Origin of the sequence: Microbacterium sp. NPDC058345, from assembly GCF_042723855.1 — a bacterium.
Classification (GTDB): domain Bacteria; phylum Actinomycetota; class Actinomycetes; order Actinomycetales; family Microbacteriaceae; genus Microbacterium.
The window spans coordinates 23,038-39,992 of sequence record NZ_JBHXIG010000001.1 but is presented as its reverse complement, the minus strand read 5'-3'; the positions used below and the strand labels follow the sequence as shown (position 1 = coordinate 39,992).

Annotated in this window: 18 protein-coding genes and 1 tRNA gene; 10 read left to right on the top strand and 9 right to left on the bottom strand. The window is 69.7% G+C overall.

Going from position 1 to position 16,955, the window contains the following annotated elements:
- Positions 1-8: 8 nt before the first annotated feature.
- From cysS to ACFWH5_RS00220, 3 genes are all read left to right on the top strand, one after another.
- A complete protein-coding gene (cysS, locus tag ACFWH5_RS00230; RefSeq protein WP_378830466.1) occupies positions 9-1,418 on the top strand; it encodes a cysteine--tRNA ligase in 1,410 nt (469 codons plus the stop codon).
- On the top strand, positions 1,411-2,415 hold the full coding sequence (gene rlmB, locus ACFWH5_RS00225) for a 23S rRNA (guanosine(2251)-2'-O)-methyltransferase RlmB (protein WP_378830465.1): 1,005 nt from the start codon (positions 1,411-1,413) through the stop codon (positions 2,413-2,415). Before cysS ends, rlmB begins: the two co-directional genes overlap by 8 nt.
- Positions 2,416-2,476: 61 nt before the next feature.
- The gene (locus tag ACFWH5_RS00220; protein ID WP_378830463.1) at positions 2,477-3,118 is read left to right on the top strand and encodes an NAD(P)-dependent oxidoreductase; all 642 of its coding nucleotides are present in this window, start codon (positions 2,477-2,479) and stop codon (positions 3,116-3,118) included.
- A 12-nt stretch (positions 3,119-3,130) separates the two neighbouring features.
- Here ACFWH5_RS00220 and ACFWH5_RS00215 read toward each other — a convergent pair whose 3' ends face one another.
- Together ACFWH5_RS00215 and ACFWH5_RS00210 are read right to left on the bottom strand one after the other, a co-directional pair.
- Positions 3,131-4,435: a DUF4032 domain-containing protein gene (locus ACFWH5_RS00215; RefSeq protein ID WP_378830461.1), complete on the bottom strand. Its 1,305-nt coding sequence runs from the start codon at positions 4,433-4,435 to the stop codon at positions 3,131-3,133.
- A 68-nt stretch (positions 4,436-4,503) separates the two neighbouring features.
- Entirely contained in the window at positions 4,504-5,607 is a 1,104-nt protein-coding gene (locus ACFWH5_RS00210; RefSeq protein ID WP_378830458.1) for an ABC transporter ATP-binding protein, read from the bottom strand.
- 212 nt (positions 5,608-5,819) lie between these two features.
- Between ACFWH5_RS00210 and ACFWH5_RS00205 the strand changes: the two genes are divergently transcribed.
- Entirely contained in the window at positions 5,820-6,776 is a 957-nt protein-coding gene (locus ACFWH5_RS00205; protein WP_378830457.1) for a DsbA family protein, read from the top strand.
- 47 nt (positions 6,777-6,823) lie between these two features.
- Positions 6,824-6,896: transfer RNA gene (locus tag ACFWH5_RS00200), tRNA-Thr, on the top strand.
- Between the two features lie 24 nt (positions 6,897-6,920).
- Here ACFWH5_RS00200 and ACFWH5_RS00195 read toward each other — a convergent pair.
- Complete coding sequence (locus ACFWH5_RS00195) at positions 6,921-7,571, bottom strand: SOS response-associated peptidase family protein (RefSeq protein WP_378830455.1); 651 nt, start codon at positions 7,569-7,571, stop codon at positions 6,921-6,923.
- 94 nt (positions 7,572-7,665) lie between these two features.
- On the opposite strand from ACFWH5_RS00195, the gene ACFWH5_RS00190 reads away from it, so the two are divergent.
- Complete coding sequence (locus ACFWH5_RS00190) at positions 7,666-8,604, top strand: DMT family transporter (protein WP_378830454.1); 939 nt, start codon at positions 7,666-7,668, stop codon at positions 8,602-8,604.
- On the opposite strand, the gene ACFWH5_RS00185 is transcribed toward ACFWH5_RS00190, so the two are convergent.
- Complete coding sequence (locus ACFWH5_RS00185) at positions 8,605-9,153, bottom strand: nitroreductase family protein (RefSeq protein WP_378830452.1); 549 nt, start codon at positions 9,151-9,153, stop codon at positions 8,605-8,607.
- On the bottom strand, positions 9,150-9,554 hold the full coding sequence (gene msrB / locus ACFWH5_RS00180; RefSeq protein WP_378830449.1) for a peptide-methionine (R)-S-oxide reductase MsrB: 405 nt from the start codon (positions 9,552-9,554) through the stop codon (positions 9,150-9,152). The genes ACFWH5_RS00185 and msrB overlap by 4 nt, the downstream gene beginning before the upstream one ends.
- 50 nt (positions 9,555-9,604) lie before the next feature.
- Here msrB and ACFWH5_RS00175 point away from each other — a divergent pair, with 50 nt between their 5' ends.
- The 4 genes from ACFWH5_RS00175 (at position 9,605) to groL (ending at position 13,230) form a co-directional block, all read left to right on the top strand.
- Positions 9,605-10,597 carry a DUF2332 family protein gene (locus ACFWH5_RS00175; protein WP_378830448.1) on the top strand — a complete coding sequence of 331 codons (993 nt, stop codon included), beginning with the start codon at positions 9,605-9,607 and terminating at the stop codon, positions 10,595-10,597.
- A 9-nt stretch (positions 10,598-10,606) separates the two neighbouring features.
- A complete protein-coding gene (locus tag ACFWH5_RS00170) occupies positions 10,607-10,864 on the top strand; it encodes a DUF3263 domain-containing protein (RefSeq protein WP_378830445.1) in 258 nt (85 codons plus the stop codon).
- A 56-nt stretch (positions 10,865-10,920) separates the two neighbouring features.
- Positions 10,921-11,505 carry a LytR C-terminal domain-containing protein gene (locus tag ACFWH5_RS00165; RefSeq protein WP_378830443.1) on the top strand — a complete coding sequence of 195 codons (585 nt, stop codon included), beginning with the start codon at positions 10,921-10,923 and terminating at the stop codon, positions 11,503-11,505.
- A gap of 105 nt (positions 11,506-11,610) precedes the next feature.
- On the top strand, positions 11,611-13,230 hold the full coding sequence (gene groL / locus ACFWH5_RS00160; RefSeq protein ID WP_378830442.1) for a chaperonin GroEL: 1,620 nt from the start codon (positions 11,611-11,613) through the stop codon (positions 13,228-13,230).
- 126 nt (positions 13,231-13,356) lie between these two features.
- Here groL and ACFWH5_RS00155 read toward each other — a convergent pair whose 3' ends face one another.
- The 4 genes from ACFWH5_RS00155 to ACFWH5_RS00140 all read right to left on the bottom strand — a co-directional run bounded on the left by ACFWH5_RS00155 (position 13,357) and on the right by ACFWH5_RS00140 (position 16,859).
- Complete coding sequence (locus ACFWH5_RS00155) at positions 13,357-13,644, bottom strand: WXG100 family type VII secretion target (RefSeq protein WP_378830439.1); 288 nt, start codon at positions 13,642-13,644, stop codon at positions 13,357-13,359.
- Positions 13,645-13,826: 182 nt separating this feature from the next.
- On the bottom strand, positions 13,827-15,539 hold the full coding sequence (locus tag ACFWH5_RS00150; RefSeq protein WP_378833487.1) for a sensor histidine kinase: 1,713 nt from the start codon (positions 15,537-15,539) through the stop codon (positions 13,827-13,829).
- 23 nt (positions 15,540-15,562) lie between these two features.
- Positions 15,563-16,255, bottom strand: a complete 693-nt coding sequence (locus tag ACFWH5_RS00145) for a response regulator transcription factor (RefSeq protein ID WP_378830437.1) — start codon at positions 16,253-16,255, stop codon at positions 15,563-15,565.
- Positions 16,256-16,313: 58 nt separating this feature from the next.
- Positions 16,314-16,859 (bottom strand): TetR/AcrR family transcriptional regulator, encoded by a 546-nt coding sequence (locus ACFWH5_RS00140; RefSeq protein WP_378830434.1) that lies wholly within the window; start codon positions 16,857-16,859, stop codon positions 16,314-16,316.
- Positions 16,860-16,955: the final 96 nt, after the last annotated feature.

The window sequence follows — 16,955 nt, the reverse complement described above, 5'->3', positions numbered from 1 at the left end:
CTTGTGCGGTGACGATCCGGCTCTATGACACTCGCGCGCAGGAGCTGCGCGCGTTCGTTCCGCTCGACCCCTCGAACGTGACGATGTATGTGTGCGGGCCGACCGTCCAGTCCGGACCGCACATCGGCCACGTGCGGGCGGCGTTGAGCTTCGACATCCTGCGGCGCTGGCTCGAGCATCGCTATGGCCGCGTCACCTTCGTGCGCAACGTCACCGACATCGACGACAAGACCCTCGCGAACGCCACGGATGTCGAACCGTGGTGGGCGCTCGCGTACCGCATCGAGCAGGAGTTCTCGCAGGCGTATGCCGCGATCGGCATCCTCGCGCCCACGTATGAACCCCGTGCGACGGCCTCGGTGCCGCAGATGCAGGAGCTCATCGCTCGGCTCATCGAACGCGGGCACGCGTACGCCGCCCCGGACGGATCGGGCGACGTCTACTTCGACGTGCGGTCATGGCCGGACTACGGCGCGCTCACGCGGCAGTCCGTCGACGCGATGGAGGCGACGGCAGACGCCGACCCGCGCGGCAAGCGCAACCCGCAGGACTTCGCCCTCTGGAAGGGCGCGAAGTCCGACGAGCCGGCCGATGCCGTGTGGGCCTCGGCATGGGGCGAAGGTCGCCCGGGCTGGCACATCGAATGCTCGGCCATGTCGCGCCGTTACCTCGGACCGGAGTTCGACATCCACGGCGGCGGTCTCGATCTGCGCTTCCCGCACCACGAGAACGAGTTGGCGCAGTCCACGGCGGCCGGTGACCCCTTTGCCCGGTACTGGGTGCACAACGGACTGGTGACCGTGGACGGGCAGAAGATGTCGAAGTCGCTGGGCAACTTCACCCTGGCCTCCGACGTGCTGCGCGCGCACGACCCGCTGGTGGTGCGCTATGCGCTCGCCGCGGCGCACTACCGCTCCAGCCTGGATCTCTCCGAATCCTCGTGGGCGGAGGCCGAGGCCGCGCTCGGCCGCATCCGCACGTTCATGGAACGTGCCGCACGCGCGGCAGGCGGCGACTCCGGACCGGTCGCCACGGACGTCCCCGCGGCTTTCGCGGCGGCGATGGACGACGACCTCGGCGTGCCGCAGGCACTCGCCGTGCTGCACGAGACGGTGCGCGCGGGCAACGCCGCATTGGACGACGGGGACTCGGATGCCGCGATGAAGGCGTTGCGATCCGTGTCCGTGATGACCGACGTCCTCGGGATCAATCCGCTCTCCGCGCAGTGGGGGGCGGATGCGGGCGGCGCCGCCGCATCCGCTCTCGACACGCTCGTCACGACGATGATCGAGCAGCGTGCGCAGGCGCGCGCCGACAAGGACTGGCCCGCCGCCGACCGCATCCGCGATGCGATCGCCGCGGCAGGAATCACTCTGGAGGACTCTCCGGACGGAACACATTGGAGTATCGATGGCTAAGCCGCACCGCCCCGGAGCGGGCAACAGCAAGAAGAAGGGCGCCAGTAAGGGCACCGGCGGTCACAGCCGCAAGGCTCTGGAGGGCCGCGGGCCCACGCCCAAGGCCGAGGACCGCAGCTGGCACGTCGCCGGCAAGCGCAAGGCGGCCCAGGAGCGGTTCGCCGCCGCCGGCGGCAAGGGCAAGCCCGGGCAGCGTCCGCAGCAGGCGTCGAACCCGAACCGCCAGGGGCGCGCGAAGGCGTCGGACGACACCGAGACGGTCACCGGGCGCAACTCGGTGCTCGAGGCGCTGCGGACGAAGATTCCGGCGACGGCGTTCTACATCGCGCAGCGCGTGGAGATGGATGACCGCGTCAAGGAGATGCTGGCGATCGCCCGGCACCGCGACATCCCCGTGCTCGAGGTGACCCGTCAGGAGCTCGACCGGATGGCCGGCTTCGACGGCGTGCACCAGGGTGTGGCGCTCAAGGTGCCGCCGTACGAGTACGCGCACCCGCAGGACCTGCTCGAAGAGGTGATCGACCGTGGCCAGACGCCGCTGTTCATCGCCCTCGACGGCATCACCGACCCGCGCAATCTCGGCGCCATCATCCGCTCCACAGCCGCGTTCGGCGGGCACGGGGTCATCCTTCCGCAGCGCCGTTCGGCCAGCGTCAATTCCGCCGCCTGGAAGACCAGCGCCGGCGCGGCAGCGCGCACCCCGGTCGCGCTGGCGGCGAACCTCACCGCGATGCTCAAGGAGTTCAAGAAGCAGGGCGTGTTCGTGCTGGGGCTCGACGGCGGGGGAGAGGTGTCGCTGCCGGCGCTCGAGCTGGCCGACCGTCCGGTCGTGATCGTCGTCGGCTCCGAGGGCAAGGGCCTGTCGCGTCTCGTCACCGAGACGTGCGATCAGATCGTGTCGATCCCGATCTCGGCGGCCACGGAGTCGCTGAACGCCGGAATCGCGGCATCCGTCGCGCTGTACCAGGTCTCCACGCTCCGCGCCGGACGGGAATAGCCCGGCCAGGTGCGCGATTGCACCTGACGTACCCGCGCACGCGCGATCGGAAGGAAGACCTATGGCCCGCACCGTCGTCATCGGAGGAACCGGCTACGCCGGAGCTCACATCGTCCGAGAGGCGGTGAACCGAGGACACGAGGTGGTCGCCGTCTCGAGGTCGGTGCCGGATGCGCCGGTGAAGGGCGCGCAGTACGTGCAGGGGTCAGTGCTCGACCTGCCCGCGCTCGACGACGTGTTCGACGGAGCGGATGCGGTCGTGTCGACGCTCTCGCCGCGGGGCGACATGGAGAACGCGGTGCTCCCGGCGCTGCAGGACATCGCCGCCCGTCTCTCCGGGACGACGACCCGACTCGGGGTGGTCGGCGGCGCCGGCGGAAGCCTCGTCGCGCCCGGCGGTCCCCGTCTGTTCGACCTGGACTTCCCCGAGGAGTACCGGCACGAGGCGAAGGTCGGCATCGACTCGCTCGAGCTTCTGCAGAACACCGATGAGGACCTGGACTGGTTCTTCGTCCACCCAGCCGAGGTGTTCGGCCCATGGGCGGAGGGCGAGCGCACCGGGACGTACCGCAACGGCGGCGACGTGCTCGTGCGCGACGCGGACGGCAACTCGACCATCTCCGGCGCCGACTTCGCGATCGCCGTCGTCGACGAGATCGAGGCACCTCAGCACCGGCGCGCGCGCTTCACCGTGGGCTACTGATTCCCCGCTTCGTCAGACGAGGTCGCGCCAGTCGATGTCGGCGGTGTCGTCCGATACGTCGATCGCGCCGGTCACGACGGGCAGGCCCATCGTCTCGGTGGGCGGGCCCATGATCGTCGCCTCGTCACGGCGATGGCGCAGCACATCGTTGATGTAGCTCGTCAGCACCTCCGCGAGAGGCACGGAGCGGCCCTGCGCCTGCGACAGGTACCAGCGGTGCTCGAGCACCTGGTGGTAGACCTCCGCGGGCTCGAGCTTGGCGCGCAGGTCGTAGGGGATGGCGCGCACGACGGGCTCGAACACGCGGGTGAGCCACTCGTGCGCGTACATCTCCTCATCGGTCCACTGCTTGCTCGAGCGCACCCGGAACTCGTCCAGGTCGTTCAGCAGCCGGCGGGCCTGGTTCTCCTCGACGTCCAGACCGGTCAGCCGGATGAGCCGGCGCTGATGGTGCCCGGCATCGACCACCTTGGGCTGGATGCGCACCGAGGTGCCGTCGGGCGTGGCCACCATCGACATCTCGTCGATGTCGAACCCGAGGGCGTTCAGCTGCTCCACCCGTTCGGTGATGCGCCACGTCTCACCCGCCGAGAAGGACTCCTCATCGGTCAGCGCCGCCCAGAGCGAACGATACGACGAGACGATGCCATCCGCGATCTGGAGGGCGTCGACGCCGCGCTCCAGCCGCCCGCCGGCGGCGAGGTCCATGATCTCACCGGCGATGTTCGTGCGCGCGAGATCCAGATCGTAGGCGCGCTGTCCGTCGGTGAGCCCCTCCTCGTGCAGCTCTCCCGTCTCCGCATCGACCAGGTAGGCGGCGAAGGCGCCGGCGTCGCGGCGGAACAGGGTGTTCGACAGCGACACATCGCCCCAGTAGAACCCGACGTTGTGCAGGCGCACCAGCAGCAGCGCGAGGGCGTCGACGAGACGCGTGGCCGTGTCGGGGCGCAGCACCTGAGTGAACAGCGCGCGGTACGGCATCGAGAAGCGCAGGTGGGAGGTGACCAGGGCCGCCGGCAGAGGCTTTCCGTCGGCATCCGTCCGTCCCGCGATCACCGCGACCCGGCTCACGCACGGTACGTCGAGACGGCCGAGGTTGCCGAGCATCTCGTACTCGCGCTGTGCCATCTCGGCCGTCGTCTCCTTGACGGCGACGACGCGCCCGGACAGGTCGGCGAAGCGCACCAGATGGCGGGACAGACCCTTGGGCAGCGAGACGATGTGCTCGGACGGCCACTTGCCCAGCGGCGTCGACCACGGCAGCGACAATAGCGCCGGGTCGACGCTGCTCGCGGTGATGCGCAGCGACTCCTGCATGGTTCCTCCGGAAACGCCGCGGCGCGGGAGAACCGAGAGGTCCGCCCGCGCCGCGTGTGGTGGATTCGTCAGGCCGAGACGACCGGCTTGTCGTTGAGGCGCTCGCCCGACTCGATGTCGAAGGCGTGCACGTGACCCGGGTTCGCAGCCAGGGTGACGGTCTCGCCCGCGTTCGGGTGGCTGCGGCCGTCGACGCGCGCGACGATGTCGGCGCGCTTGCCGTTGATCTCGGTGTGGCCGTAGAGGTAGCCGTCCGCGCCGAGCTCCTCGACGAGGTCGACGACGACCGAGAGGCCCTTGCCGTCGGCGGGGCCGACCGTGATGTCCTCAGGGCGGACGCCGACGGTGACCTGGCTGCCGGTGGCACGGCCGGTCACATCGCGATCGAGCGGCACGACCTCGCTGCCGAAGCGCACGCCGCCGTCGGCGAGGTCGGCCGAGAACAGGTTCATCGCGGGCGAGCCGATGAAGCCGGCGACGAACACGTTGTTCGGCTTCTCGTACAGGTCGCGCGGCGACCCGACCTGCTGCAGGATGCCGTCCTTCAGCACCGCGATGCGGTCACCCATGGTGAGCGCCTCGGTCTGGTCGTGCGTCACGTACACGGTGGTGACGCCGAGACGACGCTGCAGCGAGGCGATCTGCGTGCGGGTCTGCACGCGCAGCTTCGCGTCCAGGTTCGACAGCGGCTCGTCCATGAGGAACACCTGCGGCTGGCGCACGATCGCGCGACCCATCGCGACACGCTGACGCTGACCACCCGAGAGCGCCTTGGGCTTGCGGTTCAGGTACTGCTCGAGGTCGAGCAGCTTGGCCGCCTCGAGCACGCGCGACGCACGCTCCTCCTTGCCGATGCCGGCGATCTTGAGCGCGAAGCCCATGTTCTCGGCGACGGTCATGTGCGGGTACAGCGCGTAGTTCTGGAAGACCATGGCGATGTCACGGTCCTTCGGCGGCACGTCGGTGACGTCGCGGTCGCCGATCAGGATGCGCCCGGCGTTGACCTCTTCGAGGCCGGCGAGCATGCGCAGCGAGGTGGACTTGCCGCAACCGGAGGGGCCGACCAGGACGAGGAACTCGCCGTCTCCCACCTCGAGGTTGAGCTTGTCGACTGCGGGACGGGTGCCGCCGGGGTAGAGCCGGGTGGCTTCGTCAAAGGTCACAGATGCCATTGCGTTTCTCCTTCACCGGCAGGTACGTGCCGGACGATCCGTTGTGATGGAAGCGGCGGGTCTCCCCGCCGTGACCCCTCGTCGGGTCGAGATCAGTATGGCACGGACGGCCACTTCTGGGTATTTCCCAGACTGCCTCGTTAACATCGCAGGGTGCCGCCTCACGTGCGGCCCCGTGGGATCACCCACCCACCCGATCTTCAAGAGGAACGATGTCGAGCGACCACACGCCGAACGTCCCCACCGCTCGCAACACGCGTGACGCGGTGCGGGAGAAGGCACAGCAGGTGCACGCGCAGCAGTCGAGGGCGCGCATCATGCGACGCGTCATCATCGGGCTCGTCGTCGTCGTCGCCGTCGGATCCATCGGCGCCGCCGTGGCGTTCGCGGTGAGCTCGTCCATCTCGAAGCCGACGCTCAGCCCGTCGGGCATGGACGGAGACGGCGTGCGGGTCAACGACGTGACCCTCAAGGCCGGATCGACCGAGGTGCCGGCGACGCCGACCCCGGCGCCGTCGGAGGCGGGCAGCTCGGCGACTCCCGAGCCCACGCCCACGGCGGAGGCCGTCCAGCCCACCGACATCCACATCTACGTCGACTACCTCTCCACCGGCGCGGCGGAGTTCGAGCGCGCGAACGCGCGTCAGCTCGCCGGCTGGATCGAGCAGGGCGCCGTCACCGTGACCTACCACCCGGTGGCGCTGCTCACCGCCAGCTCGAACGGCACCAAGTATTCGCTGCGTGCGGCATCCGCTGCCGCGTGCGTGGCGACGTACTCGCCGGCCCAGTTCTACGATTTCAACCACGAACTGCTCACCGATCAGCCCGAGCTCGACAGCGATGGACGCACCGACGTGCAACTCGCCGACCTGGCGGTGGCGGTCGGCGCGGAGAACGCCAAGAAGGTGCGCTCCTGCATTGAGAAGCAGGACTTCGTCTCGTGGGCGAAGGATGCCACCACTCGAGCCCTGGAAGGCCCGCTGCCCGGCTCGAAGGATCTCAAGCTCAACGGCGAGGCGCTCGTCGTCGTGGGTGGCCAGGCGTACGTGGGTGCGATGGACGATCCGGCGGAGTTCTCGCAGTTCGTGCTCACCACGTCGAGCGACGAGTACTACGGCGAGACCGAGCCGACGCCCACGCCGACGCCCACCGGGACCCCGGCTTCCTGAGCCCGGTCATCCGATCCATTCCGCCGTCGCTATGCTGGTGACGGTTCGCCGACTTAGCTCAGCTGGTAGAGCACCTGTCTTGTAAACAGGCGGTCGCGGGTTCGAATCCCGCAGTCGGCTCAGTGAGAGCTTCGCGGGCTCGCCTCAGAACAGCGCTTCGTCGCCCTTGTCGTCGGAGCGCGGTGCGGTGGAGATGCGCTCATCCATGCCGGCGGCGGCGCTCAGCGCCTGCTCGATGAGGTCCTGCGTCGGCTCTGCCGTGAGCCACTCACCGGCGAACGACGAGGGGATGAGCAGCGGCACGCGGTCGTGCAGGTCCGCCAGGTGCTCGGGAGCCGGGCGCATGATGATCGAGTAGCAGGTCGTCCACTCTCCGTCGGGCGTGCGCCCGCGCTGAGTGACCGCGCCCATCCCGAAGGCGACGCCGCGTCCGAGGCCGAACTCGTGCCAGATCCGGCTCGGCTTCTGCATCTCATACCACCCGGTGGTGGGAACGATCGCGCGCCCGCGCATCTTGCCCGGCTGCTGCCGCAGGCGCTCGGACCGGGTGTTGATCGAGGGGAAGCGGGCCGGCTGACCGTCGACGAGGAAGCCCCACCAGGCCGGGTCCAGCATCGGCTCCGTCTCGAACCGCACGATCGGATTGAGGTTGCGCAGGTTGCGGCCCGTCGGACGCAGTGTCTCGCCGGCGTTCTGCTGCGCCCAGGAGCGCAGGCCCGCCAGCATCGCCTCATCGGCTTCGTCGATCAGCTCGGCATCGGTGAAGCGGGGATCCAGTCCGTAGCTCGCGCACATGTTCACAGGGTAGTCACGCCCGCCGACACCGTGGACCCCGCAGACGGATGCGAGCGCGCGGGCGCCGTGCCGCGTCTGCGGTAGCGTGACACCGGTGACCGACGTGCGCCCCCTGCCGACCTGGATCGCCCTCGGCGGAGCCATCGCCATCGGTGCGATGACCGCCATCCAGGCCCGCATCAACGGCGTGCTCGGCGTGCGCCTCGACGATGGGATCGTCGCCGGTCTGCTCTCGTTCGCCGTCGGCCTCGTGCTGCTCGCCGTCGTCATCCCGGCGATCCCGTCGACGCGGGCGGCGGCGGGCAGGCTGATCACCGGCATCCGCACACGCCGCATCCCGTTCTGGATGCTGCTCGGAGGCACCTGCGGCGCGCTCACCGTCTCGACGCAGGGCCTCGTCGCCGGAGTGCTGGGTGTCTCGCTGTTCACGGTCGGCGTGGTGGCCGGTCAGACACTGCACGGCCTGCTGCTCGACCGCGCCGGATTCGGGCCGTCCGGCGTGGTCGCCGTGACACCGGGACGCGTCCTCGGCGGCGCGCTCGCACTCGTCGCCGTCGGCATCTCCCTGGGTGGCGATGTGCTGAGCTCCGCCCCGCCGGTGCTGCTCGTGCTGCCGTTCCTCGCCGGCGCGGGCATCGCGTGGCAGGCGGGCGCCAACGGGCGGCTCGCGAAGAGGGTCGCCTCGCCGATCGCCGCGACGCTGATGAGCTTCGTCGCGGGAACCGCGGTGCTGATCGTGGCTGCGAGCCTGAGCGTCGCCGTTCGCGGACTGCCGCGCGCGCTGCCTGCCGAGCCCTGGCTCTACATCGGCGGACTGCTCGGCTTCCTCTACATCCTGCTCGGCGCGTTCCTCGTCGCTCACACCGGCGTGCTGCTGATGAGCCTTGGCAGCGTTCTCGGGCAGCTGAGCGCGTCGATCGTCATCGACGTGGCATGGCCGACGGCGGGTCGCCCCGCGCTGTGGCAGCTCATCGCGATGGTGGTCGTCGCGTTCACCTCGGTCGTCGTGGCGCTGCCTCGGCGCCGGCGCTGATCAGCGCGGCGACTTCCGCGGCATCCGGCTGATCATCGCCTCGGCGTCGATCGGCTTGCGCCGCCCCGGCTGCTTGCCCTCCGGCTTGCCGCCGACGTAGAGCCAGCCGAGCAGCTCTTCGTTCTTCTTCAACCCGTGCGCCTTCGCGACCGCCTTCGCGCGGGTGTAGCCTCCGGTGCGCCAGATGACACCCCAGCCCGCCTCGTCCAGCAGCAGGCTGAGGGTGTGCGCCACGCCCGCCGCGACCGCCTCCTGCTCCCAGTGCGGCACCTTGTCGCTCTTGCGGTACGACACCACCACGGCGATCAGCAGCGAGGCGCGCAAAGGCTTGCTCGACGGCTTCGTGTCCTTCTGCGCCTTGGCGATCGCCGCGCCGAGCGCCAGCCGGTCGTCGCCGCGCAGCTCGATCAGGCGCCAGGGGCGCAGCGCGGAGTGGTCGGCGACTCGTCCCGCCGCGGCGATCAGCGGCAGCAGCTCGTCGTGCGTCGGCGCGTCCTCGGTGACCTTCGACCAGGAGGTGCGGGCGAGGACCGCGTCGATCGCGGTCACTGTGCGTCGGGGGTGAAGTTCAATGCGAGCGAGTTCATGCAGTATCGGTCGCCGGTGGGGGTGCCGAAGCCGTCGGGGAAGACGTGGCCCAGGTGGGATCCGCAGTTCGCGCACCGGACCTCAGTCCGTTCCATGCCCAGGCTGCGGTCCTCGACGAGCTCCACGGCGTCGGGACGCACCGACTCGTAGAAGCTCGGCCAGCCGCATCCGGAGTCGAACTTCGTGCCGCTCTTGAACAGCTCCGCTCCGCAGGCGCCGCACTGGTACAGGCCGCTGCGCTTCTCATCGAGCAGCTCGCCGGTCCATGCGCGCTCCGTGGCCGCCTGGCGCAGCACCGCGTACTGGTCATCGCCGAGTTCGGCCCGCCACTCGGCATCCGTCTTGTTCACGCTGTAGGTCATGTCTCCATTCTCTCCCGTCGCAGCGGCACCGGCACGGCGAGAATGGACGGATGACCGATGCTGTGCGCGCGAGATACGAACGCTTCGCGCGGGACGAGGCGCCCGGGCGCAGTGCGATGTACGTCGTGTGGGCGCGGGGAGTCGCCGGCGATGCCGAGGTGCTCTCAGTGCTCGACCGGCTCGACGAGCGGCATCGGCAGCCTCCGCTGGTTTTCGCGGTGTCGCGGTTGCGGGGCGCGCCGCTGGGCGACTATCGCGCCTGGCGGGAGTTCGTGCTGGCGCACGTCGACGACGTGGTGGCGGAATGCCGGCGCCGCGCCGTGCAGACCAATGAGCCGCTGCGCCTGGCCGCGATGCTCCCCGCGCTGAGCGAGGTCGACGGTCCCATCGCCCTGCTCGAACTGGGAGCCGCCGCCGGGCTCTGCCTGTACCCCGATCGGTACTCCTTTCGCTTCATCGACGGGTCAGGGCGGGAGCGTGCGCGCATCGACCCCGAAGGCGGGCCGTCGCCGGTGCGGCTGGTGAGCAGGGTCAGCGGGGAGCTTCCGCCGCTGCGGATGCCGCAGATCGTCTGGCGTGCCGGGATCGACATCGCCCCGCTCGATGCCGCCGACGCCGACGACAGGGCCTGGCTGGAAGCGCTGATCTGGCCGGGGGAGACCGAGCGGGCGGAGCGGATCGCCGCCGCCCTCCAGATCGTCGCCGCCGATCCGCCGCTGCTGATCGCCGGCGATGTCGCCGCGCGGCTGAACGAGGCGGTGGCGTCCGCGCCCGCCGACGCCACGCTGGTGGTGATGACCCCCGGTGTGCTCGTGTACCTGCCCCGCGCGGAGCGCCTGACGCTCATCGAGCGCATCCGTGCGCTCGACGCCCGGTGGATCACGATCGACCCGCCGGCGCTGCACGACGCATGGCGGCCGGCGCTGGACGCCTCGTCCTGGAACGGCTTCGCCGTCGCGCTGGACGGACGGGTGCGCGCCGCCGCCGATCCGTTGGGCCGCTGGTGGGAGTGGCGCGCAGGTTCGGGACCGGATGCCGCGTAGCCTGGCCCCATGCTCGGAGACCTCACCGATCGCGACCGCGCGATCCTGACGCTGGAGGCCGCCTGGCCGCGGCACGGCGGCATGAAGGAGGAGACCATCCGGGCGCAGCTGGGCATGAGTCCGGCGCGCTACTACCAGCTGCTGGGGCGCCTCATCGAGACGCAGCAGGCGCTGGAGTTCGACCCACTGCTCGTGCGGCGCCTGCGGCGGCTCGCCGACACGCGCGCATCGCGGCGCACCTCGCGGATGCGGGGCTTCGTCGGCTGAGCCGCCGCTGTGCCGCTCGGAGCGGGATCCCGGGATCCTCCGGCTAGCATCGAGGGGTGTCCAAGCACCCGCATGACCGATTCGACGACGTTCCCCACGCCACCGGCCGCGTAGGCGCCCACCGTGCCGAGCAACCCGGCATGAACGGAGCGGTCGTGCTGCTGTGGTCGGCCGCGGTCGCCCTGGTGCTGATCGTCGTCGGCATCTTCGTCGCGCTGGTGATGATGGGCCGCATCTCGCTGTTCCCCGCGGCGGAGGAGCCGACGGCGCAGCCGCCGGGTGTCGTCGCCGAGGTGGACACCTCGTACCGCGTGCTGATCCTGAATGCGACGCCCGCCGACGGGCTGGTGGAGTCGGCCCGCCAGAGCCTGCTCGCCGAGGGCTGGGCCGCCGCCGACGTGTTCGGCAGCGACGGCTCGAGCCAGGAGTTCACCCAGACGACGGTGTTCTACGTCGACGAGGCCGATGAGGCCGCCGCCCTGGGAGTGGCCGAGGTCCTCGGCGGTGCAGAGGTCGAGCAGAGCGACTTCTACGCGACGCTGAACGATTCCGATCGCAAGCAGCTCACCGTGGTGATCGGACTCGACCGGGTGTCGGGCGGCGGAGAGACCGCCGGCACGGAGGAGACGCCGGAGGGCTGATCCCGGTGGCTTGCACTCTCATGGGTCGAGTGCCAGACTGGTGTTAGCACTCGATCACCCTGAGTGCTAAATCCAACGCCTACGTCCGGGAGGGACGAAAGACTCATGGCAAAGATCATCGCTTTCGATGAGGAGGCCCGTCGTGGCCTCGAGCGCGGCCTGAACATCCTGGCCGACGCCGTCAAGGTGACCCTCGGCCCGCGCGGTCGCAACGTCGTGCTCGAAAAGAAGTGGGGCGCTCCCACCATCACGAACGACGGTGTGTCGATCGCCAAGGAGATCGAGCTCGACGACCCGTACGAGAAGATCGGCGCGGAGCTCGTCAAGGAGGTCGCCAAGAAGACCGACGACGTCGCCGGTGACGGCACCACGACGGCGACCGTCCTCGCTCAGGCACTGGTCCGCGAGGGTCTGCGCAACGTCGCAGCCGGCGCCGACCCCATCTCGCTCAAGCGCGGCATCGAGAAGGCCGTCGCCGCGATCACCGAGGAGCTGCTGAGCAGCGCCAAGGAGATCGAGTCGAAGGAGCAGATCGCCGCGACCGCATCCATCTCCGCCGCCGACACCGAGATCGGGGCGCTCATCGCCGAGGCGATCGACAAGGTCGGCAAGGAGGGTGTCGTCACCGTCGAGGAGTCGCAGACCTTCGGCACCGAGCTCGAGCTCACCGAGGGCATGCGCTTCGACAAGGGCTACCTGAACCCGTACTTCGTGACGGACCCGGAGCGCCAGGAGGCGGTCTTCGAGGACCCGTACATCCTCATCGCCAACCAGAAGATCGGCAACATCAAGGACCTGCTGCCGGTCGTCGACAAGGTGATCCAGGACGGCAAGGAGCTCGTCATCATCGCCGAGGACGTCGAGGGCGAGGCTCTCGCGACGCTCGTGCTGAACAAGATCCGCGGCATCTTCAAGTCGGTCGCCGTCAAGGCCCCCGGCTTCGGCGACCGTCGCAAGGCTCAGCTGCAGGACATCGCGATCCTCACCGGCGGCCAGGTCATCACCGAGGAGGTCGGCCTCAAGCTCGAGAACACTACCCTCGACCTGCTCGGCCGCGCTCGCAAGGTCATCGTCACCAAGGACGAGACCACGATCGTCGAGGGCGCCGGCGAGGCGTCCCAGATCGAGGGCCGCGTGACCCAGATCCGCCGCGAGATCGAGAACACCGACAGCGACTACGACCGCGAGAAGCTGCAGGAGCGCCTCGCCAAGCTCGCCGGCGGCGTGGCCGTCATCAAGGCGGGCGCGGCCACGGAGGTCGAGCTCAAGGAGCGCAAGCACCGCATCGAGGACGCCGTGCGCAACGCGAAGGCTGCGGTCGAGGAGGGCATCGTCGCCGGTGGTGGCGTCGCCCTGATCCAGTCGGGTGCGAAGGCCCTCGGTGCCCTCGAGCTGTCGGGCGACGAGGCGACCGGTGCCAACATCGTGCGCGTCGCGATCGAGGCCCCGCTGAAGCAGATCGCCCTGAACGCCGGCCTCGAGCCGGGCGTCGTGGCGAACAAGGTCTCCGAGCTCCCCGGCGGCCAGGGCCTGAACGCCGCCACCGGCGAGTACGGCGACATGTTCGCACAGGGCATCATCGACCCGGCCAAGGTCACCCGCTCGGCGCTGCAGAACGCCGCGTCGATCGCCGGTCTGTTCCTCACCACCGAGGCGGTCGTGGCCGACAAGCCCGAGAAGGCTCCGGCCGTGCCGGCCGACCCGTCGGGCGGCATGGACTTCTGATCCGCTTCCTCCCTGCGAGGACGTGAGTCCAGACAGAACACCCTCTGCTTCGGCAGGGGGTGTTCTGCGTTGCGCCGTGGCCTGCGGAACAGCGACCGGCGCAGCCGCCGCCCGGCGCGTGGTCGCTCAGCGGAACAGGCTGGCCGAGTACTGGTCGGCATCCGCGTACTGCGAGGCGGCTGACGCGAGAGCGGAGCCGATCGACGCGAGCACCTGCTCGACGTGCATCTGGGCACCGCGCCACTGCTCGCTGCACTGCTGGAACGCATTCGACGCGGACCCTGTCCACGACGACTGCAGTTGCGTCAGCTGCGCCATGAGGGCCGTGGATTCGCCCTGCAGGCGCTCCATGGTTCCTCGTGCGGCGCCGTGCGCGGCCAGGACCGCGTCGGTGTCCACGGTGAAGACGGACATGGGATCTCCTCTCGATGGGCTTCCGACACTAGGCGCCCGGTCGAGAGGGGAACGCCGCAGACCTGGTGGCTGGGGACAACCCTCCGGCACACGTCCGCTGTGCACACAAGTGCGGCACGACCGCCCGCGGGCGCGGCGGCGCCGACGCGGCCTGGCACGGCGCGTGGCCGAGGCCGTCGGCGTCAGGAGTCGAGCCGGTCCAGCGGCTGCGTCTCCTCGAGGAGGTGCTCGGGGGTGGCCTGCGAGGGAGCGAGCGGCAGCGAGACGACGAAGGTCGCGCCCCCGCCTGGGCTCTCCTCGACGCGCACGGATCCGTGCAGCGTCTCGATGATCGACGAGACGATCGCGAGGCCGAGGCCGGATCCGCCGGTCTCGCGGGCTCGCGATGTGTCGGCGCGCCAGAACCTCTCGAAGATGTGCTCGCGGATCTGCGGAGGGATGCCCTCGCCGTGATCCACGACGGCGATCGTGCCGACGTCGCGGCGCCGGTCGGCGCCCACGATGATCTCGATCGGGCTGTCCTCGGGAGAGAAGCGCCTGGCGTTGCCGAGCAGGTTCGTGACGACCTGTCGGACCTTGTTGTCCTCGCCCAGCACGATGGGAGGCGTGCGCACCGGAGCATCCGTCGCCTCGGTGAAGTCGATCGCCGGCACCGGCTCCGCCGGCTTGGGGCGACGGCGAAGGCGGGCGAGCGTGGCACCGGCACGGCCGCGCGCGGCCGTCGGCGCCGAGGCCGTCGGCGGCGGGGGAGCGGGGTGCAGGCGAGGAGCCGGGTCGGTCTCGGCGGTCGTGTCGATCACGGTCACCGTGCGTCCCGGTGCCGACACGCGCACATCGAGCGCGGCATCCCGAGCGATCGGACGCAGATCGAGGGGGGTGATCTGCAGCTCACGTGAGCGCTCCTCGTCGAGCCGTGCCAGTGCGAGCAGGTCCTCGACCAGCACGCCCATGCGGATCGCCTCCTTCTCGATGCGCTCCATGGCCCGCGCGGTGTCGTCCTCGGTGCGGATCGCGCCCATCCGGTACAGCTCCGCATAGCCGCGGACGCTGACCAGGGGTGTGCGGAGCTCGTGGCTGGCGTCGCCGATGAAGCGGCGCATGTTCTGGACGGTGCGGTCGCGCTGCGCGAGCGAGCGGTCGACGCGGTCCAGCATGGTGTTGATGGCCGAGTTCAGCCGGCCCACCTCGGTGGTCGGCTCCAGATCGGTGAGCCGCTGGCTGAAGTCGCCCGCGGCGATCGCCATCGCCGTCGACTCCACGTGTCCCAGCCGCCGGAAAGTCAGGGTGACGAGTCCGCGCGTCAGCAGCGCGGCCAGCAGGATCGTGACCAGCGCCACGGTCGTGTACACCGCGAAATACGTGCCGACGATGCGATCGGCTTCTTCGAGCGGCAGCGCGACGACCTGCACGTAGGTGTTGCCAGGGGCGCTCTGCGCGGGCTGGATCGACACGGCGGCGTTGTAGCTGAGACCGCCCTCCGATTGCAGCGGCATCACCCTGTCCTCGTTGGCCTTCGCCGCGAGCAGGGTGAACGTGTCGGGGAACACCGGACGATCCGTGTTCACCGAGCCTCCCGCCACCGCGATGCGAGCGCCGTCCGAGTCGTAGAAGGCGACGACGAACTCCGTCGCCCGGCGTGCGTTGGCGGCGGGCTCGAACACGAGGCGGCCGTCCCGTGCGCTGACGTCGAAGAACCGCTCCGCCTGGCTGGTGGTCGCCAGAGCGGGCAGTTGCGCGTTGATGTTGTTGATCATCGCGCCGCGCAGGATCGGGACGGTTCCGATCCCGGCGATCACCAGGCCCAGCGCGAGCACGGCGACGGTGACGCCGGTGACCTTGGCGCGCAGGCTGATCCGCCGCCACCATCGGGTGACGGAATCGGACTCGCTCGCCATGGCGGTCACAGACGCGCCCGCGCTCAGGCGGACTTGCCGACCTTCAGCATGTAGCCGAAGCCGCGCTTGGTCTGGATGACCGATTCGTCGGTGTGCGGATCGATCTTGCGGCGCAGGTAGGAGATGTAGCTCTCCACGATGCCGGCGTCGCCGTTGAAGTCGTACTCCCAGACGTGATCGAGGATCTGCGCCTTCGACAGCACCCGGTTCGGGTTGAGCATGAGGTACTTCAGCAGCTTGAACTCGGTGGGGCTCAACTCGATCGGCGTCTTGCCCACGAACACGTCATGCGTGTCCTGGTCCATCGAGAGCTCACCCGCCCGGATCAGTGACTCCTCATCGGCCTGCATCGTGCGACGCAGGATCGCCTGGGCCCGGGCGACGATCTCGTCGAGGGCGAACGGCTTGGTGACGTAGTCGTCGCCGCCGGCGTTCAGGCCCTCGATCTTGTCCTGCGTGTCGTCCTTGGCGGTGAGGAAGAGGATCGGCGCAGTGAATCCGGCGCCGCGCAGCCGCTTCGTGACGCTGAATCCGTTCATGTCGGGCAGCATGACGTCGAGGATGATGAGATCCGGTTCCTCTTCGAGCACTGCCGAGATGGTGGCCGCGCCGTTCGCGACCGTCCTCACCTTGAACCCGGCGAAGCTGAGACCCGTCGAGAGCAGGTCGCGGATGTTCGGCTCGTCGTCGACGACCAGGATGCGTGCATCAGTCATGACCCCATTATGGTGATCCCGCCGATGCCGCGCCTGATTGTCTTCGGTGGTGCGGCGGTCAGACGCTCAGGGCGGCGGTCACCGCGCGCCGGATCGCATCGCCGATGGGGGCCTCGGGGTCGACGGTGATCCGGTGCAGGAGAAGGCCGTCGCAGGCGGCCATGAGCATGTGGGTGCCTGCGGCGGCATCCGGTCCACCGATCCGCACGAGCGCAGCGCGCGTCCACTCCTCGAAGATGCGGCGCTGCCGCCGCAGCGGTGCGGCGGCATCCGCGTCGAGGGACTCGAGGAACAGCGCGTAGCGGGCGCGGGTTCGGGTGGCTCCCGGTCCCGACTCCAGTTCGAGAGCACGCTCGAGCATCGTGATGAGATCGTCGGCGGTGTCGACCACCACCACGGGGAAGCCGCCCTCGGAGCGCTCGGCCGTCGCTATCCATTCGATCACCCCGGCCAGCAGCGCCGCCCGGGTGCGGAAATGATTCGAAGTCGAGCCGGGCGGAAGGGATGCCGCGGCGTCCACCCTTCCGTGCGTCAGCGCTCGGATGCCCTCCGTGCCGATCAGCGTCACGGCGGCCTCCAGGGCGCGACGCCGGGTGCTGCTCACGAGGCGAGCCTACGCGCTACTATTTCCATAGTGACAAACTACTATGAAAGTAGTAGAGTGCAAGCAGGCCGATGGCGACCGCAGAGCGACTGGGAG

What these genes read in the sequence shown, in the direction of transcription:
- rlmB (WP_378830465.1), top strand. Translation starts at nt 1,411, where the DNA reads ATGGCTAAGCCGCACCGCCCCGGAGCGGGCAACAGCAAGAAGAAGGGC.
- ACFWH5_RS00220 (WP_378830463.1), top strand. Translation starts at nt 2,477, where the DNA reads ATGGCCCGCACCGTCGTCATCGGAGGAACCGGCTACGCCGGAGCTCAC.
- ACFWH5_RS00215 (WP_378830461.1), bottom strand. Translation starts at nt 4,435, where the DNA reads ATGCAGGAGTCGCTGCGCATCACCGCGAGCAGCGTCGACCCGGCGCTA.
- ACFWH5_RS00210 (WP_378830458.1), bottom strand. Translation starts at nt 5,607, where the DNA reads ATGGCATCTGTGACCTTTGACGAAGCCACCCGGCTCTACCCCGGCGGC.
- ACFWH5_RS00205 (WP_378830457.1), top strand. Translation starts at nt 5,820, where the DNA reads ATGTCGAGCGACCACACGCCGAACGTCCCCACCGCTCGCAACACGCGT.
- ACFWH5_RS00195 (WP_378830455.1), bottom strand. Translation starts at nt 7,571, where the DNA reads ATGTGCGCGAGCTACGGACTGGATCCCCGCTTCACCGATGCCGAGCTG.
- msrB (WP_378830449.1), bottom strand. Translation starts at nt 9,554, where the DNA reads ATGACCTACAGCGTGAACAAGACGGATGCCGAGTGGCGGGCCGAACTC.
- ACFWH5_RS00175 (WP_378830448.1), top strand. Translation starts at nt 9,605, where the DNA reads ATGACCGATGCTGTGCGCGCGAGATACGAACGCTTCGCGCGGGACGAG.
- ACFWH5_RS00170 (WP_378830445.1), top strand. Translation starts at nt 10,607, where the DNA reads ATGCTCGGAGACCTCACCGATCGCGACCGCGCGATCCTGACGCTGGAG.
- groL (WP_378830442.1), top strand. Translation starts at nt 11,611, where the DNA reads ATGGCAAAGATCATCGCTTTCGATGAGGAGGCCCGTCGTGGCCTCGAG.
- ACFWH5_RS00155 (WP_378830439.1), bottom strand. Translation starts at nt 13,644, where the DNA reads ATGTCCGTCTTCACCGTGGACACCGACGCGGTCCTGGCCGCGCACGGC.
- ACFWH5_RS00150 (WP_378833487.1), bottom strand. Translation starts at nt 15,539, where the DNA reads ATGGCGAGCGAGTCCGATTCCGTCACCCGATGGTGGCGGCGGATCAGC.
- ACFWH5_RS00145 (WP_378830437.1), bottom strand. Translation starts at nt 16,255, where the DNA reads ATGACTGATGCACGCATCCTGGTCGTCGACGACGAGCCGAACATCCGC.